Here is a 26357-nt window from a genome sequence, read left to right as displayed (position 1 = left end):
CGCCCAGGGATGAATATGGACAGTTTCCTCACCGCTGTACTCGCACTTTTGATGTTCGTTCTGCTTCTTATGGCAAATAAGTGGCTGCTTAGCATGCCTCGCAATCCAACACGGATAATCACGGACAGCCAGGGAAGGAAGAAGATCTCGCTTAACCCCTGGATATTTGGCTCGGAGACGAGCAGGGATCAGTTTTTTTATAAAGATAATGTGTTATATAAAATCAAAGGAAACAGCACCGTAACAATTGATTTCAGCGATATTATTGAGATTAAGCCGGGTTTTACCAAGATAAGTAATCGACGTAGCGTGGTAGTGGTTTATCTCCTCTACGGGCAAAAAAAAGAGGTGTATTTTTATCCTAACCTTACGTTCTTTAATCACAATTTTGCGCAATTTTTAATAGAGGTAAAACAGGCGAACCCTGACGCCGATGTTAAATCCTTATCCCGCTTAAGCAGGTAAATGTCAGCCTGTCGCCGGTTAAAGCTTGCAATGACGCGCGTAACGCAGAGTGTTACGCGCGCCGTTATATTCTTATTGATTAAGTGATGTGCAGACTTCACGCGTTAAAATCAAGCGTCGCATTTTTAAATTGCTGATACGCCTCAGGCGTAGGGGGCTTGGGCAGTCTGGCTTTAGCCATTGCGTTCAGAACTTCATGGCAAAAATCCGGATCGCCTGCTGTAACACGTGCATCTAACAACAGCCCATCCGGGGCCATTTTTATCTTTACGCTGCACTGTTTGCCAGGGAACCTTTTTTCATCAAGATGCGCGTTGATAGCGTGATAAAGCTGTAACGCATAGCTCTCTTTAGGCGTTTCTGAAGCGCTGTTCATCTTGTAATCTTCAAAAAGTTTATCCACCTCAGCATTGACCGGCGGGTGCTGAACGCAACCACCTGACAAAAGCGAAGCGAAAAGAAGCCCTGTCCCTTTTTTCTTCATACCCCAATAATCGATCTTCATAGTGTTTCCCGAAAATAAGCAGGCTTACATCATCTACGTATTCACGAAAAATGAAAGTATCAGGATAGCGATTATATTTGCCCACGCTTGTCCGGGTCATGTTAATCGCATCAGGAAAGCACCTTATTGCCGCGAGCGCATTATAAATGGGCTAAGGCGCCCCCTTGTTTTGCAAAGAAGCATATCAGCCCCCGCGTTCTTATTTCAGCGTGCGCGATGTCTCTGTTATCCCATCGGCCTGACATCTTCGCGATCGGCGCCGTATGCCACCGCTTTCATTGCCCGCAGCGCCTCCAGCCGCCGTGTTAACGCCGCTTCTATATTGTCATAGGCGGTGCTGCCGAGCGCCAGACGTAGCGGTGGGTTGACGGCATCGGCCGCAGCCATCATCGCCGTCACACATTTGTCGGCATCACCTTTAATCTCAAAATTTCCGGACATCAGTGCTGCTCGCATCTCCCCCGCCGCGGTATGCGCGTAAGCCGGTAAGGCTTGCGCTATATCCAGGCGCACGCCAAACTGCGTGGCAGTCGGCCCCGGCTCGATGAGCAAAAAATCGATACCGAACGCGGCGACTTCCTGCCGTACCGCTTCGACAAAGCCTTCAATGCCCCATTTCGTCGCATGGTACAAACTAAAACAGGGATAAGCGATTTGCCCGCCTTCTGAAGAAACCTGCACAATACGCCCGCCGCCCTGCTGTCTCAGAAAGGGGATCGCCGCGCGGATTAGGGCAATCGAGCCGGTAAGATTGGTGGCTATCTGTTGTGCGATTTGTGTATCGCTCAGCTCTTCAGCGGCACCAAAAAGGCCATACGCCGCGTTACTGACGACAACATCGATACGCCCTGCCCGGGAGAACGCCGCCTCGACGACAGGTTGAATGGTCGCCGGTTCGCTGAGATCAAGGCGCAACACCTGCAATTGCTCGCCGTACTTAGCCGCCATCGCGTCTGCCGCCTGAGTGTTGCGCACCGCAGCAAAAACACGATCGCCACGGGCCAGCAGTTTTTCGCACATCAATTGGCCAAGCCCGCCTGAAGCACCAGTAATTAGCCAGGTTTTCATTTTGCTTCCTCTTTGTCTTGTGGTCAGGAAATCATCATAGCCCCGATGATTGATGGCATAATCTCCACAAACTGGAATGCGGTGGTGGGAAAAATTCAACAATGAAGCGACCTTCCTGGAGTGAGCTGGAGGCAGTAAAAGTCATTGCCGAACAGCGCAGTTTTCGACGCGCGGCGGACGTGCTCGGCCTTAAACGTTCCTCGCTAAGCCATACCATTAAGGGACTGGAGGCGAGACTGCGCGTACAGCTGTTCCATCGCACCACACGCAGTGTGGCTCTGACCGAGGCGGGGGAAATGCTGATTGCGCGCCTGACGCCGCTGCTGGCGGAGATGGATGACGCGCTGAATGATGTCTCGGCCAGCGGCCATCAGCCTTACGGCATACTGCGCATCAGCGCCAGCGATGCCGCGATCGGCCTCCTGCTGGAAAAGGTATTGCCGCTCTTCATCCAGCAAAAGCCAGGAATCGAAATAGACCTTGTCGCGCAGGGAGCGCTGGTTGATATCGTCGCGCAAGGTTTTGATGCAGGGATTCGGCTGACAGAAGATGTTCCTAAAGATATGGTGGCCATTCCACTTGGCGGGCCACTGCGCTTTGTGACCGTGGCGTCACCCGGTTATTTAGCCGGACGGCATGAGATTCGCCACCCGGAAGATCTCATGCAGCACACCTGTTTGCGCCAGCGTCTGCCGGGCGGTAAGCGTTATCACTGGGAGTATCAACAATCTGCACAACAACTTGCGTTAGACGTACCAGGCAGCCTGACGCTCAACAGCAGTGCATTAATGGTACAAGCGGCTGTCGCCGGGTTAGGCATCGCTTATGTCCCGGAGATCTACGCCCGGCCCTGGCTTGAGACGCAACAGCTGGTCACCCGGCTTGAAGACTGGACGATCGCCTCGCAAGGCCTCGCGCTCTACTTTCCGCCAAACCGCCATATGCCCGTCGCCTTGCGGCTGTTTGTGGATACGGTCAAAGCAGCGCTGCCGCGTTAAGGCAGGCCTCCTGCGGCGTTGCACCGATGTCATGTCCACCAGCCCATAGCATTTTCTGTGCGTGTTTGTGCATCATAAATAAAGACATGACACACCGTGTTCATACCTGCACTATCAATTCGTTAATATTTTTCCAAAATCCACCTGTTTATTAACAACACAAAAGTTGCACATGCATTTCTTTGCTTTTATTTACTTTTTCACTTTATTCACTTGCGCCGATAAAATCCCTGGTTTGTCTGTTTATCATGCTGGAGAGACATCGTTAAATATGAAAACAGGTTTAAAAAGAATCAATATGACCGTAAGACTCTTTTCTTTTGTCACGCTGGGGGCGTTAATACTTATTTTCCTTGTCAGTTCATCCTCTAATTTGTGGTCATTAATGCGCAGCAATCAGGCGCTGAATGATGTGAATAAGGAAATTCGGGTCGTGCTTTCTGTGGTTGACCCGATAAACCACAGCCGGACGGTCCGCGTGCGCCTGATGGAAGCCATGATTAATCACGCTTCAGGCAACACGTCCCGGGCCGCAACGTCACTTGCCGGCGCAAATGAATTTTTTGCAGCACGCGACAGAAACCTTTGATGCGTATCTTGCAACGCCACGCGCGCCCGGTGAAGAAGCGCTCGTCATTCCTTATCAGCAGACCTGGCAAAACTATCTTGAAAAGGGGCTGCGGCCAATGATGGAAGCAGCGAAGAATAACGACTCAGAGAAATTTAATCAGCTCGCCAGTTATACTGTCCCTGCACTGGATTATCAGTTTGAGAATGAATTACTGAAACTCCTCGCCTTCCATGAAGATTATGCGCATAAGCGTAATCTGGACACGCGCGATCAGTTTAAATATAGCATTACGCTGCTAATCGGGTTTGCCTTGGCGTTTACTCTTATTCTTATCGTTGCTTTTATTTTAATCCACCGTCGGATCCTTTCGCCTTTAGCTATTGCTCACACGCATTGCCAGAAAATGGCCGAAGGAGATTTACTGGAACCAATTATTTCTCATTCCGGAGATGAAATTGGCAAAATGCTCCGTGCGCTTGAGCAAATGCGTCAGTCCCTCAGAGAAATCATTATGCAGGTTCGCGATTCCAGCAGCAGCGTCGCCTGTGCGGCCGATGAGATTGCTGCCGGAAATAGCGATCTTTCTGCCCGAACGGAAGAACAGGCGGCCTCGCTTGGCGAAACGGCGGCCAGTATGGAGCAGTTATCTTCCACAGTGAAGCTCACCTCTGAGAACACGCATAATGCAGATATTCTGGCAAGTTCAATGCGCGCATCGGCACAGGAAGGGAATCAGATTATGGAAGAGGCAGTCGAATCCATGACGGAGATTGAATCAAGCGCCCGACGCATCGACTCGATTACCGGCATCATTGAAGGGATTGCCTTTCAGACCAACATTCTGGCGCTGAATGCGGCCGTAGAGGCGGCGCGTGCAGGTGAACAGGGGCGCGGGTTTGCCGTTGTTGCAAGCGAAGTGCGTAATCTTGCGCAGCGTTCTTCTGCAGCCGCCCGAGAGATAAAAGAGTTGATTGAACAATCAGGCACTCACATTATTTCTGGCAGTGAGAAAGTCACCCGCGCGGGTGAAAGCATGAAGGCGATTATCAACGCAATCAATCAGGTATCGGTGTTGATGTCTGAACTGGCGCTCTCAACGCGTGAGCAGAGCCGCGGCATTGAACAGATGACCATCGCGGTGACGCAGAGGGATGCCGTCACACAGCAAAACGCCGCGCTGGTGGAGCAAGCGTCGTCCGCCGCACTGTCGCAAAAGACCAGTCTCACCTGCTAAAGCAAACCGTGGATATCTTCAAAGTGAACTGAGAGGGTCATTGCGCTCGGCGGCCCTCAGAAAAATACAACGCGCTATTACCCTTAGCGCGTTGTCCAGTGATTTCCCCGCAGCGTTAATCGCCATTGTGCGCAGCTAATAAAATAACTGCGCTTTTGCGGGGTTTTTACGATGGCTGCGTTATCAGGCAAGCTTGAAAATCGCAGCGGAGCGGCTAAGCTGAGCGGCCTGCTCTTCAAGCGACGCGGCAGCCGCGGCAGCTTGTTGAACCAGCGCGGCGTTTTGCTGCGTCACTTCATCCATCTGGTTGATAGCGATGCCGATATGCTCGATACCATTCACCTGCTCGCCAGAAGCCGTGTAGATTTCTGACATAATTGCTGAGACATTGCTTATCGCGGTGACGATTCCGGTCATGGTTTTGCCCGCCTGCGCTACCAGATCGGTGCCTTCCGATATCCGGTCATTTGACGTTTCAATTAACGACTTTATCTCTTTTGCCGCTGTCGCGCTTCGCTGTGCAAGTGCGCGCACTTCGCTCGCCACCACCGCAAAGCCGCGGCCCTGCTCGCCCGCACGCGCCGCTTCCACCGCCGCGTTGAGCGCCAGAATGTTGGTCTGGAACGCGATGCTTTCAATTGTCCCGATAATATCGACCACGCTTTTTGAGCTGTCGAAAATCGCCGCCATGGTGGTGACGACTTTATCCACCACTTCGCCTCCCTGCTGCGCGATGTCGGATGCGTCAGACGCGAGGCTGCTGGCATCTGATGCGTTAGAAGCATTTTGCCTCACGGTCGCCGTCAGTTGTTCCATGCTGGCTGAGGTCTCCTCCAGCGAGGCGGCCTGTTGTTCCGTTCGGGCAGAGAGATCCGTATTGCCCATTGCGACCTCTTTAGATGCGCTGTCTATAGAGGAAGCCGCGGTTTGAATATCAGAGACCACCTTTTTGAGCTGTTCCTGCATGGCGGTAAGGGTGACGATCAGCGTGCCGGTTTCATCTTTAGAACGAGCCACTAAATGGGTAGAAAGATCGCCTGCGGCAATCGCCTGGGCCGCTTTTACCGCTTCCTCAAGCGGATGAGTGATGGAACGGGCAAGGACATAGCCTAACGCGGAAGCGATGAACACCCCCAGCAGCGCCCCCATCAATAAGGTGAGCCGGGTCTGCGTCTCAACGGAATCGACAGAACTCTGGCGCTCGGTAAGCAGGCTTTTCTCGGCATTGACGATGTCATCAATGGTTTTACGCATTTGATCCATTTGCAGCTTGCCGGTGTTGGCTTCGAAAGCGGCATTGAATTCAACCTGCGTCATTGTTCCGGCATTAAGCGCGCGACGATGATTAAGCAATTCAGTCACAAACTTATCGTGCCACTCGTGCTCCTGCTTAAGTAAATTATTGAGGCGCGTCTGCTGGGAAGCGTTATCCGCAGTTAACGCTTTCGTTTCCTGCAAAAGTTTACCAAAATCTTCTTTGCCGGAATTCCACGGAGCCAGCATTTCTTCTTTACCATTAATCGCATAGCCGCGCAGACCGGTTTCCATATTCACCAGACTTTGGGTCAGGCCCCGGCTTTTATCGATGACGCGCCAGCTATGAATATTCCAGGCATTGGTATCTACAATGCCGGAAAAATTTTTGTAGAACATTGCGCAGAGTAACAGCAACAAAACCAAAACCGCGCCAAACGCCAAATAGAATTTTTTCTTAATTGGTAAGTTCCTGAACATTTCAACCTCGTTCCACATGGTTTAACTGGGCGCCTCAGGGCCCGGAATACAAATAAGTTATCGGCAGACACATTTATGACTTTAACTAAAACCCAGGAAAATACTGCAACCGGAAAATATATCTTCCCATGCCGTATTTTTGTTACTGCTTTCAATTAGGTACATTCACCAAAACAACAAATTAAGCTGTTGGTGACTGGCGGCGCAACGTAAAGCGCCCCACACGCCTGTGAGAAATTCATTACTGAATGCACTAAACACTGACGACTACGATGAGCTTGAAGGCGCGATAAAAGCCCTGCAAAGCGCCGCCTTCACTGTGATGGCCGGGCTAATGATAGATTCTCGCTGGCGGTGAGCATCCGCAAGGCGTCTTAAATAAGCCTCGTATTTTATAAGGATATAAACCAGTGCCGGTTTGATGGCCTAATAACAGGCTGCAGGAGAATCACCGCAAACCCACAATGTAATAATGGGTATGGGTGCGCCCTCTTGACAGCGCCAGGGTAGGACGTGTGAAATCAAAGCAACGTTTCAGCGTTAATGGTAAAACGCAAAGCCACTCGCTGGCTCCAGAATTAACGTTAATTTCCCTGTATGAAATACGAAAAATTAAAAATACGCTGAACGTTTTTTAACAGCTGGCAAATCCAGAGCGCAAGGGAACATGTACATGATGCAACAGGTTAATTCAGTATCTTTAATAAAGGTTCAGCAAGAGACTGATTTATCACAGGCTCGCTCTGAAGTTATATTCAATGGAAAGATGACAGGTATTGTTATACCAGGGCACGTGCTGGAAGCGGCTGTACAGGTTAATAAAGAGCGTTACGTTCTTTTTTTGACGGATGACGTCATATTCGAAGAATCACTGACCCTGGCTCTTATTGACCTTGATGAAGGCATCAAAGAGATTGTCCGGGTGGGTAATGACTATTCCACCGGAACTTTTGAAATGTTATCTGTAACGGCTGAAGGCATCACCTTCAGATTTATGGGGGATTTTCGCTGGACTGTCACGGTGTCGGATGTCCCACGTTTAAGGCTCCCTTTTGTGTCAGATCCAAAAGGGGTGAAACGTGGTGCGGTATTCAAAAGGTATCTGGCGCTTTCGGCACATACGGCGTCTGAAAACGCCCGTTAGGCTTTTTTGCACAGAAGATGAGAGCCAGAGGCGTTCTCTACGCCACGCAGGTCACAGTTAAGCCTCATGCGCATTCATGGTAATTCAGCGCCCAGAATCAGTGGTAATAGCAATCATTATCATTATCGTTAACCATCCGTTTATGTTCTGTTGATTATTGTAGCCACGCGTTTTTTCTTATTTAATCAACGGACCTGGTATGAAAAAAAATAAACTCGCCGCCGCGATTTTCATCGCTGTGACAATGCCTGCCGCCGCTCAGGATGACACCATGGTGATCACCGCCAGCGGATATGAACAAAAACTCACCAACGCGCCAGCATCGATTTCAGTCATTAACCAGCAACAGCTCGCCCAAAAGAACTACAGCGATCTCGGCGAAGCGCTCAGCGGCATTGAAGGCGTGGATGTCCGCGGCGGAACAGGTAAAACCGGCGGACTGGATATTTCGATTCGCGGCATGCCAGCCAGCTATACGCTTATCCTGATTGATGGCGTGCGGCAGAATGCAAGCGCTGATACCACGCCAAATGGTTTCGATACCCTGAATACGGCCATGATGCCGCCGCTGTCAGCCATTGATCATATAGAAGTGATCCGCGGGCCGATGTCGACGCTGTACGGCTCCGATGCGATGGGCGGCGTCATCAACATTATTACCAAAAAAAATACCGACGGCTGGCACGGCGGCATCAACCTTTCGCATTCGGTGCAAGAGCACAGCAAATGGGGGGATAGTTCAACCTTCGGCATGTACACCAGCGGTACGTTGATCCCGAATACGCTGGATCTGGCGCTGCGCGGTAACGTGGAACATCGCCAGGGCTCAAGCGTCACCAGCCTGAGTGATAGCGGCACCAACACGCGTATCCCCTACCCGACCAAAAGCGATAATTACACGGTCGGTGGTCGACTGAACTACCACACCAGCGATAAAAACACCGTCTGGATTGACGGCGAAACGTCACAGCAACAGTACGATAACCGCAACGGCCAGCTTGGCCCGGTGGGCACCAGCGGCGGCGGCTATCGTGAACAGCTGCGCTACCAGCGTAATAAAGTGGTGGTCGGCCACGACAGCGATCTCAGCATTGGCCGCTGGAGTTCCAGCCTCTCGTATACGGCGACGGAAAACAAAGGCCGCGTCCTGACACCCCGGACGCTGTCGGGTGTCCACAGTAACATGAGCGGCCAGGATCGTCAGTTAAAAAACACCAATACCCTTTTCAACACCAGCCTGGTGGCGCCGGTCGGGGCCGATCATCTGGTAACCGTTGGTGGGGAATACTGGGATGCGAGCCTGAAAGATGGCATCGTGCTTGCCAACAGCGGCGAGACATTCCACCAGCACTCGTGGGCATTGTTTACCGAGGATGACTGGCAGCTTCTCGATTCGCTCTCACTGACATGGGGCGCGCGTTATGAGAAACACGACAGTTTTGGCGGCCACGTTAGCCCGCGCGCCTATCTGGTCTGGAATATGCTCGACGACTGGACAGTCAAAGGCGGCGTCAGCACCGGTTATAAAACCCCGTCGCTGAGCCAGTTACACAACGGCGTCAGCGGCGTGGCCGGTAATGGTCTGGTTACCACCATTGGTAATCCGAATCTGAAACCGGAAACCAGCGTTAACTACGAAACCGGACTCTATTACGAGAATGCCAACAATGTAAAAGCCAATATCACTGGCTTTATCAGCAATTTCCGCAACGCCATTGATAGCGAAACCCTCGACGATTCCACCTATTCTTACCGTAATGTCGGCAAGGCGATTAACCAGGGCATTGAGTTCGCGACCTCCTTCCCGGTGATGACCCCGGAACTGACAATGAACCTGAATTACACCTATACCGACAGCCAGCAGCGCGGCGGGGATAATCCGGGCGCACCGCTGACCAATACTGCGCGTCATATGGCCAACGCCAGGTTGTCCTGGGAGATGAATGATGCGTTAACATCATGGGTGGCGGCGGAATATCACGGCAAAACGCCGCGTTATACCAGCAACGTCAACAACCTCAGTGCTATTGAAAAAGAGGTGTATGACGATCGCGGCGCTTACCTGAAAGCATGGACGGTGGTTAATATGGGTGCGGCATACCGCATTACGCCGCAACTGACCCTCAACGGCACGATTAACAACCTTTTCGATAAAGACTTCTCGGCAGTGAAGCGCTATCAGTCAGGCCGCAGCAGCATTTATGCCGGAGATTACTTCCAGACGCTGGCCTCAACCACCGGCTATGTCACGCCTGGCCGCAACTATTGGATGTCGCTTAATTACACGTTCTGATAGCGACGTCCCCGCAAGCCACATAGCGAACTTGCGGGAGCGTTAGCGATGGCCCGGAAACGGTGTGCGCTCTTCTGCCAGCACCGTTTCCGGCTCAACCCACCTTTCGTTCATTTTATGTACAGATCAGTTCTGGATAACCCTGTGAAACGAAAAAAGATCGGTTCTGGTTATTATGAGCCACGGGTGGCTGCTTCAAAAACGGCCCACACCGCATCCAGCCGACGCCGGTATTTTTCAGGCCCCCCATAAAGCAGCTCACTTTGCAGACTGTCTATCATGCTCATGAACGTAAGCGTGAGCGTCTCCACGTCCAGTGACGTTGAATCTGCGCTAAGCGGCGACTGCTCAATTGCCAGTCTGATGATATTCTCCAGCTCGTCCATAAAAGCATGCAACGGAGCCATCACGGCGTCATACAAATGGGTTGGGGGCATGAACAGGTTCCGTAACCAAAACCCTACGCTATGCGATTGTTCATAGCGTTCCTGTATGCCTTTTAAATACAGCTTCATCTGTAATTTGATATCAGCGCCGCCCCGAAGGGCATGACGCGCATGGTCTAACTCTTTTTCGATGACGAGAGGAATAAGGCTCAGGAAAAGCTCATCTTTATTACGAAAATGGGCATAGATGGACGGTTTTTTTATACCCACGTCATTGGCGATTTCACTCATCGTCGTGGCATCAAATCCCTGTAATGCAAATCTTGCCAGTGCGGCTTCCTGTAACCGTAAAGCTGTCAAATCATCATCCTTATCTTATGATTGCGTTCAGAAATGGCCAGTCTTCCCCCTTGACCCTGCTCTGAAGACTGACCACATCACTGACCATTATCTTATAGGGTTTTGTTGCGCTCCTGCAGTGTACCTGGTTTCAGCGAGACGCGGGTTGCCAGTCGCTGAAAAAGCACTGCCAGCGCGCCGCACAGGGTGATAACGGCAGGCATTAAGGCCGGGCTTTGAACAAAAAACGTCGCAATATAACCAACAACGGCTGCAATAAAGTACTGCAACATCCCCATTAATGCCGAGGCTGTACCCGCCTGTGGCCCGGCATTGTTCATGGTAAGGGCGGTGACATTACCAAATACCAGCCCAAGCGAGCCGATAATAATAGCGAGCACGCCACCATAGGCTACCATTCCCCCGATTTCAGACCTTGCGATAACAAACAATCCCAGGGCTGCGAGCGTATGGATAATTAATCCTGCGGTCAGAATTTTTGACGACGAGAGGCCTTTACTGGCGAGTCTGTTACTGAGCATTCCGCCCATCACCAGCCCTACAGAATTGGCGGCAAAAATATAACTAAACTGCGCAGGCGAAACGTTAAAGTGCCGGGTAAAGATAAACGCAGAACTACTGATATAGACGAACAATGAACTGAGGATAAACCCACCTGAAACCGTATAGGCCATGAATACGGTATTACGTAACTGGAGACTATAAGCGCGCATTATGGCCCCAGGGTTAAGCCTGGCGCGCTTATGCGCCGGCAGCGTATCGGTAATGGTGCGACAACCCCATACAAATCCTGCGGCGCCAAAAGCCGCCAGCATCCAGAATATAAACCGCCATCCCCCATGGCCCAGAAGATAACCGCCAAGAACGGGGGCCAGTATGGGCGCAATCATCATCACCTGCATAAGTAGCGAAAAGATGCGGGCTGACTCTGTCAGCGTGCAAATATCGGCCACGATAGCTCGCGGGGCGACAAGCCCTGCCGCTGCGCCAATCGCCTGCACAAAGCGAGCAAATAAAAGCCATTCAACCGAAGGCGCAACCGCGCCAAGAACTGAACCGGCAGTAAAAATGACCGCGCCCGCCAGTAGCGGCACACGTCGACCATAACGGTCGAGCAGAGGCCCATATATCCCCTGACCTATCGCCAGCCCGGCCAGAAAAATGGACAGCGTCTGCTGGATCCGGCCTGCTGGAACACCAAACTCAGCGGCAATATCAGGCATGCCCGGCAGATACATATCTATTGCCATCGCATCCAGAGCAGTAAGCAGCGCCAGAAGCAAAATGAGCGACAGACTGAGACTGCCGTTGCGCGAAAACCGGTATTTGTTCATATCGTTCCCTGCAAAGTGGCCGGCAGAACCGGCGTTAAAGGCGTTCAAAAAAATCGTGTATCTCTTTTGTGGGTCATCAGGAAAGCTGCCCCTGAAAAGTGATAACTGAGACGTGACTGACACAACGTGCGCCATCTTACCTACCTACCGGTAGGTAGGTAAAGAGCCGGTAATTTTTTTGTCCATTGTCAGGGATGTTTTAGAGCATAAAGCGGGATTTCAGGAACAGAAGAAGGCGTTTTTGGTATTGAAAGAACTCGCCAGGCTGTTCCACAGGCTATAAAAAACGATGCATTGTGTACTGACTACCTTGCTCAGAATAACCAGCGCCTGTTTTTGAGGGTTACGCCGGCACAGGGTCATCAGACGCGAATCAGGGCTATAACTTTTGTCATACGGGGTTGCATTGACCAGCCGGTAACTTTGCGCGAGTACAGATCAACAATGACGGCCAGATACAGCCAGCCTTCGTGGGTTCGGATGTAAGTTATATCCGTTACCCAACGTTCATCCGGTGCTTTCGGATTGCACTGCCGCTGGATCCTGTCGGGTGTCGCGATACTCGCTTCCCCTTTACCCGCTCGTGGGCGTCGGTGCCCGACCTGAGCCGTTATCCCGGCACGCTTCATCAGCCGCAACACGCTGTCCACTTCGCACTGTTGCCCGCTGACTCGCAGATTGAGAGGGATCTTGCGATACCCATAAACGCATCCCGACTCCAGCCAGAACTGTTTTATCTGTCCTGTGAGTCTCCGATCCCGCTGGTAACATTGTGAGTAAGGCTGTTGAAGCCAGGCGTAAAGATTGTGGGTGGAGATATCGAGACGTAGTGCAACGCTGGAAACAGAATGACTGCGCTCAACAACTTGTTTGACTGTTTCAATGTTAAACTCTGCGGGATAACGCTTACCGCTTATAATTACCTCTCTTTAAGACATCTTAAATGACTCTGAGGTACCTGTTAAATCTGTGGCGATTCACCGTCTTTTATTATTCGCAGTGATAATCGAATAACTCAGCGTAACTTTTGTTAGCAGGTGATGGCACGATGACCTGGATAAGCATTTTGACGGCAATCGCAGTTTTTCTCTTACGAAAAAACAGCCGTAGCATTTATGCAGTCCGCTCCTCGCTTAAAGCTGAAACTCACAAGATCACCATCGCTTGGGTTCTTGCCAGGCCCCCTGCCAAAGGTCAAAACGCTTAAATTTTTTAAGTTTGTGTAGAACAACATCTTCACCCACGGATGAGAGAATTCGCTCCGGGATTGAAATACCGAAAAGGCCTTCAGAGACCGAGAATATTTCACATTCTAACACCAGTGCCCCTAAAGTTTTTTCTATCTTCTTACGATCTGCTTTTAGAATTAACTGAAGTCCCATCAGCATTTAAACTCCACAATGGCTACCTGCTCAAACGCTTGTCTGACCTGAGCCAGGACAAGGTCAGGGATTGACTGGCCTCTAATGTCATAGACGACCCGGCAAGTTTGAATGTGCGATGGAAGCTGCGATAGCCCGTAGGTAATTCTGGCAATGTTGTACGCAATACTGAGTTGTATAGATTCCGGGGATGCCAGGCTGTGGTTAGCTACCACTATAAACTCTCCACGCCCTTCATTAATGAAATCTGAGGTAAACATCATACCTTCCTTTTATTACAGTCGCCGGTTTCTATCAGTTCAATGCTTTTCCATCAATGCTTTATCATAACAGGGTTCGTGCCCGAACAATGATGTCCGCTCTTCGCTCAAAGCGAACAGTATATCTGTAAATTTCATCCTCTCCATACCATAAATGGAGCTTTCTTACGCCCGGGAAGGAACCTGGGTTAGCAAGCCAAGGCGTTATATTTTCTGCTCTGGGTTATGAATTGACGTGCTCACGGCAATAAAGCCGTTTCCAGCCTGTTGGCGTCAGCCCGGTGAGTTTACGAAAGATCTGCCGAAAGTAACTGGTGTCGTTAAATCCACACTGGTTAGCAACTTCGGTGAGCGACAACGAATTATTGATTAGCAACTTTTCTGCCATCAGTATGCGCTGGCGATGAATGGCCTCCGTCAGCGTCTGGCGAAAAACACGGCGGTAAACGCGGCCAAGATAATCCGCGTTGCAGTGCAACTCCTTTGCCAACGAAGAAGTGGTGATCTGCAAATGGAACTGGGTACGAATGATCTGGTTAGCCTTCCACGCCAGCGCTATTCCGGGGCTGTCATTGCCGCTTTCCTGCGAGTCGGGGGCGTTAATCTGTTGCAAGAGCAGCAGTAAAATACACTCCAGCGAAATAGTGCGGCGAATATTTTCCTGCTCGCTGAGAAACTGGCGAAACAGGGAAATGACATATTGCGGATCGCTCACCCGCGTGTATTGTGGGATGCTCAGCAGCGCTGCATGCAACCCCTCTTCGGCCACGCCTTGTAGCCAATCAAAATGCAGCCAGTAGAATTTGAGATCGGCTGGAAAAGCGCCCTCGCCCATATGCCGATGCCCGGGGCGTAGCAGCAAGCTCTCGCCCGCCTGTATGATAAACAGGTGATCGTCTTCGCGGATTTGCAGCTCTCCGCGTTCCACAAAAATGATTTCCCATGAAGTCAGCGTACGTACGGGATGGCTCCCTATCCCGCGAGAAATAAACAATCCACCATTTTGTACACGAACCGGAAACGCTATGGATAATTCGAGCATCGATAATCAATTTCTCGCTTTTTAAGTGATATAAATTAAGCTTTCTAACTGATTATTAACTATAAAACACCATCCCTCCCGATCCAGCTCACACTTTCTAAAACAGGTCGGAATCGCTCTCTTTTTATACTTTTCCCTTCTCTTGTTGAACACTGTATTCCGGGCAAAATAGATCCGTATCTGCAAATAAGCCCGTCCTGACACGGGCAATGGACTCTGACCCTGATGAGGAGTTTATTATGACTGCTAGCCCGATTACGCAAACCGAACTGACGCAGCAGGACGCGAGCGATGCCCTTTCCCTGCGCGAGAAAATTGGTTACGGGTTGGGTGATGCCGGTGGTACGGTAATCACCTGCCTTATCATGAATTTCCTGACATTTTTCTACACCGATGTATTTGGCCTTACCCCAGCGCTGGTCGGAACTCTGTTTATGGGGTTGCGCGTATTTGACGCGGTGTCCGATCCAATTATGGGCATTGTGGCCGATCGCACGCAGAGCCGGTGGGGGCGCTTCCGTCCATGGCAACTATGGATTGCAGTGCCGATCGGCGTGATCGGCGTGCTAGCCTTTACCACGCCTGATGTCGGCATGAACCTGAAGATCGTCTGGGCGTTCGGCACCTATCTGTTGCTTTCCGTCAGCTATACCGCGATCAATGTGCCCTATTGCGCTCTTATAAACACCATGACCAGCCGCCACACCGAAGTGATTGCCTGCCAGTCCTGGCGCTTTGTGCTATGCGGCGTGGCGGGTTTTCTGGTCTCGGTGGGCTTGCCCTGGCTGGTATCCGTATTGGGCAAAGGTAACACCGCGCAAGGTTATCAACTGGGGGTTGGCCTTCTGTGTAGCGTGGCGGTGGTGATGTTTCTCTGCTGCTTTTTCTGGGTACGCGAGCGCATCCCACTGGATAGTCTGGGAAAATTTACACTGCGTGAGCATTTCGCTGGGTTGCGCCAGAATGATCAGCTACTGCTGATGCTGCTGATGTCATTCCTGTTGATCAACGTGTTCAACATTCGTGGTGGTGGCTATATGTATTTCATCACCTATGTATTGCAGGGCAGTATAGCTTATACCTCGCTGTTTTTTACTATGGTGACGTTTGCCTCGATTCTTGGCTCTGTACTGGTCAGCCCGCTGTCCAAACGCGTGGATACCGTCAGATTGTATTACTGGACCAACCTCATCCTGGCTGCGCTGGCAATCTTGATGTGGTTCTTGCCTACAGGCCCAGCATGGCAAACTTTCTGGCTGGCAGTGATCTTTGGCAACGGTATTATTCTTGGCTTCACCCTGCCGCTGCATTTTACGTTGATGGCCTTCGCCGATGACTATGGCGAGTGGAAAACTCGCGTGCGATCCTCAGGGATGAACTTCGCCTTTAATCTCTTCTGCATAAAACTGGCCTGGGCCTCAAGCGCCGGAATCATTAGCCTGGTGTTTATTTTCGTCGCTTATCACCCAGGCGCGGGGCACCAGACGCCGGCATCGCTGCATGGCATCACCAGTATGGAAACTCTGCTGCCTGCTTTATTCCACTTGTTGCTGGCGTTCACCATTCTCGCCTGCAAACTTAATAACCCACTCATGGCGCGCATCGCCAGCGAGCTGCGTATTCGCCATGCTCCGGCCTGAGGAGAATAATATGTCTGTGATGGAAGTCGATCTGCATAAGCTGAAAATTAATGATCCCTTTCTGGGTCAGTATCAGCAACTGGTAAGGGATGTCGTGATCCCTTACCAATGGGATGCATTGAACGATCGGATCGCCGAGGCGGATCCGAGCCATGCGATTGAAAACTTTCGTATCGCCGCCGGGCTACAGCAGGGGGAATTTTACGGCATGGTGTTTCAGGACAGTGATGTGGCGAAGTGGCTGGAAGCCGTCGCCTGGTCGCTATGCCAAAATCCGGATGCGGAACTGGAAAAAACCGCCGATGAGGTGATTGAACTGGTGGCAGCCGCCCAGTGTGACGACGGCTATCTCAATACCTATTTCACCGTTAAAGCTCCCAACGAACGCTGGACTAACCTGGCGGAATGCCATGAGCTGTATTGCGCCGGACATATGATCGAGGCCGGCGTGGCCTTCTTTCAGGCCACCGGAAAACGCCGCTTGTTAGAGGTGGTGTGTAAACTTGCCGACCATATCGACAGCGTGTTCGGACCGGGTGAAACACAGTTGCACGGTTATCCAGGGCATCCCGAAATTGAGCTGGCGTTGATGCGCTTGCATGACGTAACGCAGGAACCACGTTATCTGGCGTTGGTGAATTACTTCATTGAGCAGCGCGGAACGCAGCCGCATTTTTACGATATCGAATATGAAAAGCGTGGCAGAACGTCTTACTGGAACACCTATGGCCCGGCGTGGATGGTTAAGGACAAAGCTTACAGCCAGGCGCATCAACCCATTGCCGAACAGCAAACCGCTATCGGTCACGCGGTACGTTTTGTCTATCTGATGACCGGCGTGGCACACCTGGCGCGGCTCAGCAAGGATGAGGCAAAACGGCAAGATTGCCTGCGTTTATGGCATAACATGGCCCAGCGTCAGCTTTATATTACGGGTGGTATCGGTTCGCAAAGCAGCGGTGAAGCGTTTAGTAGTGATTACGATTTGCCAAACGACAGCGTGTATGCCGAAAGCTGCGCGTCGATTGGCCTGATGATGTTCGCCCGACGTATGCTGGAAATGGAAGCAGACAGCCAGTATGCAGATGTGATGGAGCGAGCGCTGTATAACACCGTGCTGGGCGGCATGGCGCTGGATGGTAAACACTTCTTTTACGTTAACCCGCTGGAGGTTCACCCGAAAACGCTCTGCCTTAATCATATCTATGATCATGTTAAACCGGTTCGCCAGCGCTGGTTTGGTTGCGCCTGCTGCCCCCCTAACATCGCGCGTTTACTGACATCGCTCGGTCATTATATTTATACCCCACGCCCGGATGCGCTCTATATCAACCTTTATGTGGGCAACAGCATTGAAGTCCCCGTCGGGGAAAACGTATTGCGGCTGCGCGTCAGCGGTAATTTCCCATGGCAAGAGAAGGTAGTAATTGCAATTGATTCGCCGTTGCCGGTGCAGCATACCCTTGCTTTACGCATGCCTGATTGGTGCGATGCGCCGCAGGTCACGCTTAATGGCATAGAGGTAGAAAAATCGGTTCGCAAAGGTTACTTGCATATTCCCAGGGTCTGGCGGGAAGGCGATACATTAACCCTGACTTTGCCTATGCCGGTGCGAAGAATCTACGGCAATCCGCTGTTACGCCACGTTGCAGGAAAGGTGGCGATTCAGCGTGGGCCTCTGGTGTATTGCCTTGAGCAGGCCGATAACGGTGAGGAGTTGCATAACCTGTGGTTACCGCAAAGCGCGACCTTCAAAACGTTCGAAGGCAAGGGCCTGTTCTCGCATAAAGTTTTAATTCAGGCCGAGGGCATGAAACGCACGTCGGCGAATCCTGAGCAACAATTGCTCTGGCACTATGACCATGCGCCATCAGCCAGGGAGTCGCAGACATTAATCTTTATCCCGTGGTTTTGCTGGGCCAACCGGGGAGAGAGTGAAATGCGGATTTGGGTTAACGAAGAGTAAGTCGTCTTTTCGTCGCCAGATGCTGCGCGATCAGCCCGGCGTGAACACAGGAATCGCAACACTTTTCCAGCACGACCAAAATCGAGACTTAATCCGGCGCCAGGCGCCTGAAAGATGTCATGTATGCCCGCGTTGCCCAACCCGGTGAAGAGAAAAACACCGCTTTCACCGGGTTGGTCGCTGGCTTTTCCGGCCAAAGAAATCGCATTATCCCGCGCTTAAAACATGCGCCATTAAAGACACCGTGAGTTTTTACCAACCCGAATAAGCCACATCGTTAAGGCATCTTTTTTCCATTCGGGAAACGAAAACGCGTCGTTCGACGATAAGCACATTAAGAAAGCGTTTTATGTTACGTTTTTACGTGAGTATTTTACGGCCCGCTTTTGATTTATCCCGCCAAATAGTTAACACATTACCTTTTCACCATGATGATATAAACGAACATTACTGTGCGCGCCGAGGAAATTTGATGGATAAAATAGGCTATTAGCGATAGCGCTGACATTTTCTCTAAATAACTATCTGGCGCTTGCACATTGTCATCGCGTTTAATTAATGAATAAAGCTCTTCTCTCCTTTCGCCAGAAGCGGACGTTGACAGGTCCGCAATGCAATAATTATCAGGGTGCATGTCAACGGTAGTTACTTGTCGTAGAGCAGTTCACTATATTTATCGCCATCAGGACAGGCATTTAAAAGCCCCTGCTAAAATGATTGTGGCTTACAAGGCAGTGTAACTCGTCACGTCTTTGCAAGGCATTCGAAAAATCAGGTAGCTCATGCACAGAATTTCCAATTAAAAGGGGAACATATGCTTAACACTGCAGCAATTTTCTTAGGTGTGACAGCTTTACTGGCATATCTCAATCGACGTTATATCGGATTACCATCGGCTATCGGCGTCATGGCCATTGCGCTGCTGATATCTCTGCTAAACATGGTTGCTGATTCAATGGGACTCCATTTCTTACAGATTTATGAGCAGTCTCTGATGAAATCTTTGGATTTTTCCGAGTTGCTGATGCAGGGGATGCTATCTCTGTTGCTCTTTGCTGGCGCTTTACACATCGATCTGCAAAAGTTGCGTACCTATCGATGGCAGGTCGCTTCGCTGGCATTCATTGGTACGGCTTTATCAACAATCATCATTGGGTTATCTCTGTGGGGAATTTTGACATTTACCGGTCTGGATTTGCCCTTTGCTTATTGCCTAATATTTGGTGCTTTGATTTCCCCCACCGATCCTATTGCCGTGATCGGTATTTTACGTTCCGCCGGGGCACCCAAAAATGTTGAGCTTGTAATGTCAGGCGAATCACTGTTTAACGACGGTGTCAGTGTGGTCTTTTTTTCACTGGTTTTCTCCATGCTCACCAGCGCAGAAACACCCGGATTTAAGGAGGCTGGTTTCCTTCTCATCAAAGAGGTAGGAGGTGGTGCTCTGCTGGGAGGCCTTATTGGGTACATTATTTATTTAATGCTTAAAAGCATCGACAGCTATCAGGAAGAGGTGTTGATTACACTAGCTGCTGTGCTGGGTGGCTATGCCCTTGCTACTTACATTGGGGTGTCAGGCCCGCTTGCCATGGTAGTGATGGGACTAATCGTTGGCAATCAGGGCCGCTCAAATGCGATGTCCGAAGAGACGGAACGTCACGTTGATATGTTCTGGGAACTCATTGATGAAATACTCAATGCCGTGCTTTTTGTATTAATCGGGCTGGAAGTTATAGTGCTTCACTTTACTCATGCACTTGTGGGCATAGCAGGTGTCGTCATTCTTCTTACGCTTTTTACCCGTCTTTTAACTGTGGGGCTCCCTGTCAGACTGTTTAACCGCCTGTTTCGGTTGCCGAACGGCTCCTGGGCGGTGCTTACCTGGGGCGGCTTGCGCGGTGGCATTTCTGTGGCTCTGGCGCTTTCACTGCCCGTTGGAGAGTATCGGGATACGGTTGTATCTCTGACCTATCTTGTAGTGGTGTTTTCAGTGCTTGTACAGGGCATGACTGTTGGGAAGCTTGCCAGTCGTGTTATGCGGGTAAAATAAAGCTTTATCATAATGATGATAAATTACTTAAAACGGCCTGCCGCGCCCTTTTTTTGCATCAGTTGTGGTCGTGAATCGCATAGAACGTGACGTTAATATTGCTTTAAGCTACGGCAGAACGATTACCAATGTCCGTTTTACTCCCACAACTGTCATTCAATGCTGTTTTTAAACTGACTGCTTTTGCCTGAAAAGTGCACTTAAGTGCAAACGGTGAGCCGGTGCACATGGAGCCAGTCTTAGCAGGGCGTTGCGAGAACTTTGCTTCAATTAGTATTTATATCGAACAGGCGATGCGCTCACGTAGCCACTGATGAGCGGGGTCACGGTGAACACGTTCAGGCCAGAGCATAACCATCTCAAATCCCGGAACCTCAACAGGCGGCTCAATGATCTGCAGCGCATCGTTTTCACAAACCAGCCGCCACGGCACCATTGCAACCAGATCGGTGCTCTTCAGGACCGCAGTAAGCAGCAGGAAATTTGGCACAGAGAGTGATACACGGCGCGTCATACCTCTTTCGGCCAGGGCGATATCTGTAACACCATGAAACCCGGCCCCCTCCGGTGAAACAATGGCGTGCTCAAGCAGACAGAACTTCTCGAGTGAAAGTGGGCTATGCAAATGAGGATGTCCTGCGCGACCAGCAAGCACATAACGTTCAGTGAACAACGTGCGTCGATGTAAATTCACTGGCGCTTCATCACCTGTCATAAAAGCAAGATCGATCTCTCCTTGTTCCGCTTTCCTTGCTACTTGTGAAGGAAGACTTTGTACAACAGCCATACGTGTAGCTGGCGCAGCAATGCGTAGCATTGCCAGAGCGGGCTCCAGGATAGTCATTGCACCATAATCAAAGGCAGCGACATGCCAGTGCTGATTTGCCAGAGCTGGGTTGAAGGTACCTGAAGGAGCGATCACTTTTTGGATAGCGGCTAATGCATGCTGCAGCGGTTCACGAAGCTCGTCGGCGCGCGCCGTAGGCCGCATACCACGTGGGCCTGGCAGTGCATATTGCTTATACGTAATAGCGTCCTGAAACTGACATGATCAGTGTCAGGACGGTAAATCTATTGCTTACTAGACGATGACGCCTGCTTTCTGACTCAGTCCGCTTTGTGCCAGGAGCGGACATCGTAAATGCTAAGGTTCTTCAGGTAAGAAATCTGTAATTGTATATGGCCATTAAGCGTAAGACTTACAATCGGGGCGCTGGGAACGGCTATTTTTATTAATCACGAGTCGAAGTTAAATTCCAGTAAGAATAAACCATTCTTCGTCTCGAAGACAAATATTTCCCAGTCTATTGCATACCAGACTGGCGGGCGCATAGTTACACGGTAGATATTAGGTGTATAAATAAGTTGTTTCATCATATCCATAAAGCCTGTGCACAGATCCGATAATTCATCGCTCAAAACCACTGCTTTACCGAAACGGAAAAACCATATATTGATGCTGTCGGAAAGTTGACTTTCACAAATCTGCTCGAGTTTAATGTGCCAGTTCGAAATGATGGTATCCGGATATATCTGAGCGATTTCGCTCTCAACAGACTCAAGCAAAGTATGTTTTTGTGGCAAACGAATAAATGTGTAGTCAACGCAAATATTAGCGGCGATGTTCATCATTTCAATTGCCGACAGATAGCCATTGATTTTTTCGATATCCAGTTGTATTTGTTCTTCTGTCATTTCTTTAAATCGCATCGTGTTTAATTCCTGTGCGGTGATTATTTGTATAGCATTAATATAATTTTTCTACCTTTGGAAGTTAATCCTTATCATTAAACAACTCATAGCCAACTGGTACTCATTAACGATGTCTGCTTCTCGCTCAAAAAAGACTTTCTGTCCAGTTAGCCAGTCCGCTACGTACCCTAAGCGGACGTTTCTGAAGCCAGTCCTTGCCGTTAAATTGGGTCACCTTCAAACCTAAAACGCATGCTTTCAGGCAAAAGACCTTCGGTTCGTACAGGATAATACGGGTTATTACTGCCGTAGCCAGTGCTCAGTGCCCACAGAGGCGGAGTCGATTGCGCCGGCGAGATAGCCTGAAAATTGCGCTGACCATTCGCTGGCAATCCCCGTTATTTTCCCCGCCCACTCACCGCGAGCCGGGAGCTGCTCAGGCAGGGCATGCCCCACATTCTGCAGCAGGTCGGATTCCGTGGCCGTAAACGGATCGGCTGCCCAGTCTTTCAGACACTCCGCTTCAGGGTCGACCGCATCCGGACCAAACAGGCACGCAAGCTGATCACGACAACGTTGCCTGAGGACGTCTTCGCTCACTGTCCATCGCGTTCTGGCCGGTACGCCAATAAAACCAAAAATCACCGTTTTTCCCGAATCAGGTTCGGAGACATCGTGAATTTCAACTGTCCCGCGCTTCCAGAATCACATAATCTACGCCTGCTTTTTCCAGTAGCGTGACGGCACAGAGCCCGCTAACGCCTGCCCCGATAATAATAACGCTGCTTCTCATGATGTGGCTCCGGTCAGGGTGGCAGGGCTGAGGTGCCCGGTTTTCAGATAAAAAAGTGCGCCACTGGCGGTGGCTGTCAGGGCGGGCATGTCGCCAGGCGGAAACCGTAGCCAGCTCCCCTGTTCGTAGCGGCCTTCCGGTGCCATCAATGCCCCTTCCAGAAGCAGCAGTTCAGCACCGCCGATAAGTGGTGCGGTAACCTATATGGTAATGAACTTTTTGATGACGGCTGCCCCGCTCTCGATGCACATGCACGGCATTTCTCAGGAGGCATCCAACCTGGGGATCCAGTGGCACGTTATTGCTATGTACGGCCCGGGATTTTTCACCGGCAAATTAATTAACCGCTTTGGTGCAATGCGTATCGCCGCTACGGGTCAGCTTATCACCGCATGCTCTGTGCTGGCCGGTCCTGGTGGAACCGATATTTTCCACTACTGGTTGTCGCTGATTTTACTGGGGCTTGGCTGGAATTTTGGCTTCACCGGCGCATCGGCGCATCGGCGCATCGGCGCATCGGCGAAGATCATTGACTATCATCGCCCTGAAGAGAAAACCCAGGTCCAGTCCCTGAACGATTTCGTAGTGTTTGGGGTGATGATTGTCGGGTCATTTTCTTCAGGAGCGCTACTCAGTCTCTACGGATGGAATGCCGTCTTGTGGGGTTCACTGGTGCCTGTTGGTCTTGCATTTATAGGCATCATTAAAGAATTACAGGCAAAAGTCAGCGTAAATTAACGTCCTGAGCACGGGTTCTGCTGTATGAAATAGATCCCCCGTTAATAGATCCCCCGTTGATGTGAACAGTCTCTTAAACCCAACGAATTGCCACGACAAAAAAAACGGGAGCGCGATGGCTCCCGTTCTTCTTTAACCCGCCAGCGGATTACATGTTCGCGATGATTGCGTCGCCAAACTCTGAACATTTCAGCAGCTTAGCGCCTTCCATCAGGCGTTCGAAGTCATAGGTCACGGTCTTGTTGTTGATAGCGCCTTCCATACCTTTCACGATAAGGTCAGCCGCTTCGAACCATTCCATATGACGCAGCATCATCTCAGCGGAGAGAATAATGGAGCCCGGGTTCACTTTATCCTGGCCTGCGTATTTCGGTGCGGTGCCGTGGGTCGCTTCGAACAGGGCGCATTCGTCGCCGATGTTCGCGCCCGGCGCGATACCGATACCGCCAACCTGCGCGGCCAGGGCGTCAGAGATGTAGTCACCGTTCAGGTTCATACACGCGATGACGTCATATTCCGCCGGACGCAGCAGGATCTGCTGCAGGAAGGCGTCGGCAATCACATCTTTAACGATGATGTCTTTACCGTTGTTCGGGTTCTTGATTTTCACCCACGGGCCGCCGTCGATAAGCTCGCCGCCGAACGCTTCACGCGCCAGCTGGTAACCCCAGTCTTTAAACGCGCCTTCGGTGAATTTCATGATGTTGCCTTTGTGCACCAGGGTCACGGATTCACGATCGTTGGTGATGGCATATTCAATCGCCGCACGCACCAGGCGCTTAGTCCCCTCTTCCGAGCATGGCTTGATGCCGATGCCGCAATGTTCCGGGAAGCGGATTTTCTTCACGCCCATCTCTTCGCGCAGGAATTTGATCACTTTCTCAGCGTCTGCGGAGTCGGCTTTCCACTCGATGCCTGCGTAGATGTCTTCGGAGTTTTCACGGAAGATAACCATGTCGGTCAGTTCCGGATGTTTAACCGGGCTTGGGGTGCCCTGGTAGTAACGCACCGGGCGCAGGCAGACGTAAAGGTCCAGCTCCTGGCGCAGGGCAACGTTGAGGGAGCGAATACCGCCGCCAACCGGCGTGGTCAACGGGCCTTTGATGGCAACGCGGTATTCACGAATCAGATCCAGGGTTTCCTGGGGCAGCCAGACATCCTGGCCGTAAAGCTGGGTAGATTTCTCACCGGTGTAAATTTCCATCCAGGAAATTTTACGCTCGCCTTTGTAGGCTTTCTCAACCGCGGCGTCGACCACTTTCAGCATCGCTGGGGTAACGTCCACGCCGATACCGTCGCCTTCAATGAACGGGATGATCGGGTTGTGGGGTACATTCAGCTTGCCGTTTTGCGCTGTGATCTTTTCACCTTCCGCCGGAACTACTACTTTGCTTTCCATTCACCTCTCCTTCGAGCGCTTCTGGTTGTGACTCATTTTGTTAATGATTTGTAATAGGCGTGATAATACTACCTTAATGTTGTGCCCCATGCCACGCCCTTATGATTAGGTTATAATGCGGCAATTGACAAAGTCTGAAAATAGTATGAAGAAAACTTCTTTTAGAAATCACCAGCTTGAGCGATTCAGCTCACAACATTCCGCCAGGCGCCGCAAACCTGAAGGCCCGAAACGGCTGATCCTCTTTAATAAACCTTATGATGTGCTGCCTCAGTTCACCGATGAAGCGGGTCGCCAGACATTGAAAGACTTTATTCCCGTTGCAGACGTTTACGCGGCAGGCCGCCTCGATCGCGACAGCGAAGGCCTGCTGGTGCTCACGAACGACGGCGCGCTACAGGCAAAATTAACCCAGCCCGGGAAGCGCACCGGCAAAACCTATTTTGTTCAGGTGGAGGGCGACCCGACGGAAGCGGCGCTTGAACAGCTGCGCCACGGCGTGACGCTCAACGACGGGCCGACGCTGCCTGCGGGCGTCGAACGCGTCGACGAACCTGCCTGGCTTTGGCCACGCAACCCGCCGATTCGTGAGCGAAAATCGATTCCTGTGAGCTGGCTGAAAGTTACGCTCTATGAAGGCCGTAACCGCCAGGTGCGACGAATGACTGCACATGTGGGCTTCCCGACACTTCGGCTGATTCGTTATGCGATGGGCGACTATACTCTTGACGCGCTGGCCTGCGGCCAGTGGCGAGAAATTCCGCTCAAAAAATAAGGAGAACCGGATGTTCAAACCGCATGTCACCGTCGCCTGCGTCGTTCATGCGCAGGGGAAATTTCTGGTGGTCGAAGAGACTATCAACGGCAAGGCGCTCTGGAATCAGCCTGCGGGCCATCTGGAAGCCGACGAAACGCTGGTGGAAGCCGCCCGCCGTGAACTGTGGGAAGAGACCGGTATCCGCGCCGAGCCCCAACATTTTCTGCGTCTGCACCAGTGGCTGGCGCCGGACAACACGCCGTTTCTGCGCTTTCTGTTCAGTATTGAGCTTGATGCGCCGCTGCCAACCGAGCCGCACGACAGCGATATCGACTGCTGTCGCTGGGTGAGCGCAGACGAGATCCTGAACGCCCCTCACCTGCGTTCAGCGCTGGTAGCCGAAAGTATTCGTACCTGGCAGCAGGGCGAACGCTACCCGCTCTCGCTTATCGGTGCGTTCAACTGGCCGTTCCACTAAGCATTTCGCTACCGCCTCCACAATTTTGTTTCGTTACGAAACTTTTAACGGCAGCTTAACGTGCTGCC

General features: G+C 51.1%; 22 protein-coding genes and 3 pseudogenes. 11 read left to right on the top strand and 14 right to left on the bottom strand.

Features of this window, described 5'->3' with window-relative positions; translation table 11 throughout:
* Window positions 1-15: 15 nt before the first annotated feature.
* On the top strand, window positions 16-465 hold the full coding sequence (locus AFK62_RS08125; RefSeq protein WP_032984316.1) for a hypothetical protein: 450 nt from the start codon (window positions 16-18) through the stop codon (window positions 463-465).
* 97 nt (window positions 466-562) lie between these two features.
* Here AFK62_RS08125 and tolA read toward each other — a convergent pair whose 3' ends face one another.
* Both tolA and AFK62_RS08115 read right to left on the bottom strand, forming a co-directional pair.
* Window positions 563-970: a cell envelope integrity protein TolA gene (gene tolA / locus AFK62_RS08120; protein ID WP_007670814.1), complete on the bottom strand. Its 408-nt coding sequence runs from the start codon at window positions 968-970 to the stop codon at window positions 563-565.
* Between the two features lie 225 nt (window positions 971-1195).
* Window positions 1196-2038 carry an SDR family oxidoreductase gene (locus AFK62_RS08115; RefSeq protein ID WP_007670812.1) on the bottom strand — a complete coding sequence of 281 codons (843 nt, stop codon included), beginning with the start codon at window positions 2036-2038 and terminating at the stop codon, window positions 1196-1198.
* A 101-nt stretch (window positions 2039-2139) separates the two neighbouring features.
* Between AFK62_RS08115 and AFK62_RS08110 the strand changes: the two genes are divergently transcribed.
* Window positions 2140-3036, top strand: coding sequence for a LysR family transcriptional regulator (locus AFK62_RS08110; RefSeq protein WP_007670810.1), 897 nt, complete (start codon window positions 2140-2142; stop codon window positions 3034-3036).
* A gap of 298 nt (window positions 3037-3334) precedes the next feature.
* A pseudogene (locus AFK62_RS08105) lies at window positions 3335-4873 on the top strand (methyl-accepting chemotaxis protein).
* 151 nt (window positions 4874-5024) lie between these two features.
* Here AFK62_RS08105 and AFK62_RS22805 read toward each other — a convergent pair.
* A complete protein-coding gene (locus AFK62_RS22805; protein ID WP_275450215.1) occupies window positions 5025-6515 on the bottom strand; it encodes a methyl-accepting chemotaxis protein in 1491 nt (496 codons plus the stop codon).
* Between the two features lie 733 nt (window positions 6516-7248).
* On the opposite strand from AFK62_RS22805, the gene AFK62_RS08095 reads away from it, so the two are divergent.
* On the top strand, window positions 7249-7719 hold the full coding sequence (locus tag AFK62_RS08095) for a hypothetical protein (RefSeq protein WP_321029371.1): 471 nt from the start codon (window positions 7249-7251) through the stop codon (window positions 7717-7719).
* Between the two features lie 199 nt (window positions 7720-7918).
* Entirely contained in the window at window positions 7919-10012 is a 2094-nt protein-coding gene (locus AFK62_RS08090; RefSeq protein WP_053531838.1) for a TonB-dependent receptor, read from the top strand.
* Window positions 10013-10185: 173 nt separating this feature from the next.
* Here the strand turns inward: AFK62_RS08090 and AFK62_RS08085 are convergent, their stop codons facing one another.
* From AFK62_RS08085 to AFK62_RS08065, 5 genes and pseudogenes are all read right to left on the bottom strand, one after another.
* Complete coding sequence (locus tag AFK62_RS08085) at window positions 10186-10758, bottom strand: TetR/AcrR family transcriptional regulator (RefSeq protein WP_007670795.1); 573 nt, start codon at window positions 10756-10758, stop codon at window positions 10186-10188.
* A 92-nt stretch (window positions 10759-10850) separates the two neighbouring features.
* Entirely contained in the window at window positions 10851-12227 is a 1377-nt protein-coding gene (locus tag AFK62_RS08080; protein WP_235509468.1) for a multidrug effflux MFS transporter, read from the bottom strand.
* 154 nt (window positions 12228-12381) lie between these two features.
* A pseudogene (locus AFK62_RS21030) lies at window positions 12382-13009 on the bottom strand (IS3 family transposase); the annotation flags it as partial.
* Window positions 13010-13246: 237 nt separating this feature from the next.
* The gene (locus tag AFK62_RS08075; protein WP_226991889.1) at window positions 13247-13480 is read right to left on the bottom strand and encodes a hypothetical protein; all 234 of its coding nucleotides are present in this window, start codon (window positions 13478-13480) and stop codon (window positions 13247-13249) included.
* A 477-nt stretch (window positions 13481-13957) separates the two neighbouring features.
* On the bottom strand, window positions 13958-14776 hold the full coding sequence (locus AFK62_RS08065; RefSeq protein WP_032984313.1) for a helix-turn-helix transcriptional regulator: 819 nt from the start codon (window positions 14774-14776) through the stop codon (window positions 13958-13960).
* A 239-nt stretch (window positions 14777-15015) separates the two neighbouring features.
* Here AFK62_RS08065 and AFK62_RS08060 point away from each other — a divergent pair, with 239 nt between their 5' ends.
* The 3 genes from AFK62_RS08060 to AFK62_RS08050 all read left to right on the top strand — a co-directional run bounded on the left by AFK62_RS08060 (window position 15016) and on the right by AFK62_RS08050 (window position 20432).
* Entirely contained in the window at window positions 15016-16416 is a 1401-nt protein-coding gene (locus tag AFK62_RS08060; RefSeq protein WP_007670784.1) for an MFS transporter, read from the top strand.
* Between the two features lie 10 nt (window positions 16417-16426).
* Complete coding sequence (locus AFK62_RS08055; protein WP_007670781.1) at window positions 16427-18382, top strand: glycoside hydrolase family 127 protein; 1956 nt, start codon at window positions 16427-16429, stop codon at window positions 18380-18382.
* Window positions 18383-19196: 814 nt separating this feature from the next.
* Window positions 19197-20432 carry a cation:proton antiporter gene (locus tag AFK62_RS08050; protein WP_007670777.1) on the top strand — a complete coding sequence of 412 codons (1236 nt, stop codon included), beginning with the start codon at window positions 19197-19199 and terminating at the stop codon, window positions 20430-20432.
* Window positions 20433-20709: 277 nt separating this feature from the next.
* Here the strand turns inward: AFK62_RS08050 and AFK62_RS08045 are convergent, their stop codons facing one another.
* The 5 genes from AFK62_RS08045 to AFK62_RS21015 all read right to left on the bottom strand — a co-directional run bounded on the left by AFK62_RS08045 (window position 20710) and on the right by AFK62_RS21015 (window position 23063).
* Window positions 20710-21423, bottom strand: coding sequence for a LysR substrate-binding domain-containing protein (locus AFK62_RS08045; RefSeq protein ID WP_007670776.1), 714 nt, complete (start codon window positions 21421-21423; stop codon window positions 20710-20712).
* A 245-nt stretch (window positions 21424-21668) separates the two neighbouring features.
* Complete coding sequence (locus tag AFK62_RS08040) at window positions 21669-22142, bottom strand: hypothetical protein (protein WP_007670775.1); 474 nt, start codon at window positions 22140-22142, stop codon at window positions 21669-21671.
* 282 nt (window positions 22143-22424) lie between these two features.
* Window positions 22425-22805 carry an FAD-dependent oxidoreductase gene (locus AFK62_RS08035; RefSeq protein ID WP_032984312.1) on the bottom strand — a complete coding sequence of 127 codons (381 nt, stop codon included), beginning with the start codon at window positions 22803-22805 and terminating at the stop codon, window positions 22425-22427.
* Between the two features lies 1 nt (window position 22806).
* On the bottom strand, window positions 22807-22917 hold the full coding sequence (locus AFK62_RS21020; protein WP_071884301.1) for an NAD(P)-binding protein: 111 nt from the start codon (window positions 22915-22917) through the stop codon (window positions 22807-22809).
* Window positions 22914-23063: a cupin domain-containing protein gene (locus AFK62_RS21015; RefSeq protein ID WP_007670773.1), complete on the bottom strand. Its 150-nt coding sequence runs from the start codon at window positions 23061-23063 to the stop codon at window positions 22914-22916. The genes AFK62_RS21020 and AFK62_RS21015 overlap by 4 nt, the downstream gene beginning before the upstream one ends.
* 40 nt (window positions 23064-23103) lie before the next feature.
* Here AFK62_RS21015 and AFK62_RS08030 point away from each other — a divergent pair.
* Window positions 23104-23655 (top strand): annotated as a pseudogene (locus AFK62_RS08030) (MFS transporter); the annotation flags it as partial.
* 148 nt (window positions 23656-23803) lie between these two features.
* On the opposite strand, the gene icd reads toward AFK62_RS08030, so the two are convergent.
* On the bottom strand, window positions 23804-25054 hold the full coding sequence (gene icd, locus AFK62_RS08025; RefSeq protein ID WP_007670771.1) for an NADP-dependent isocitrate dehydrogenase: 1251 nt from the start codon (window positions 25052-25054) through the stop codon (window positions 23804-23806).
* A 115-nt stretch (window positions 25055-25169) separates the two neighbouring features.
* Between icd and rluE the strand changes: the two genes are divergently transcribed.
* Entirely contained in the window at window positions 25170-25829 is a 660-nt protein-coding gene (rluE, locus tag AFK62_RS08020; protein ID WP_053531837.1) for a 23S rRNA pseudouridine(2457) synthase RluE, read from the top strand.
* A gap of 10 nt (window positions 25830-25839) precedes the next feature.
* On the top strand, window positions 25840-26289 hold the full coding sequence (locus tag AFK62_RS08015) for an NUDIX hydrolase (protein WP_007670758.1): 450 nt from the start codon (window positions 25840-25842) through the stop codon (window positions 26287-26289).
* Window positions 26290-26357 lie beyond the last annotated feature (68 nt).

The organism is Cronobacter condimenti 1330 (assembly GCF_001277255.1).
Classification (GTDB): Bacteria; Pseudomonadota; Gammaproteobacteria; order Enterobacterales; family Enterobacteriaceae; genus Cronobacter; species Cronobacter condimenti.
This window is presented reverse-complemented; position numbering and strand designations above follow the sequence as displayed.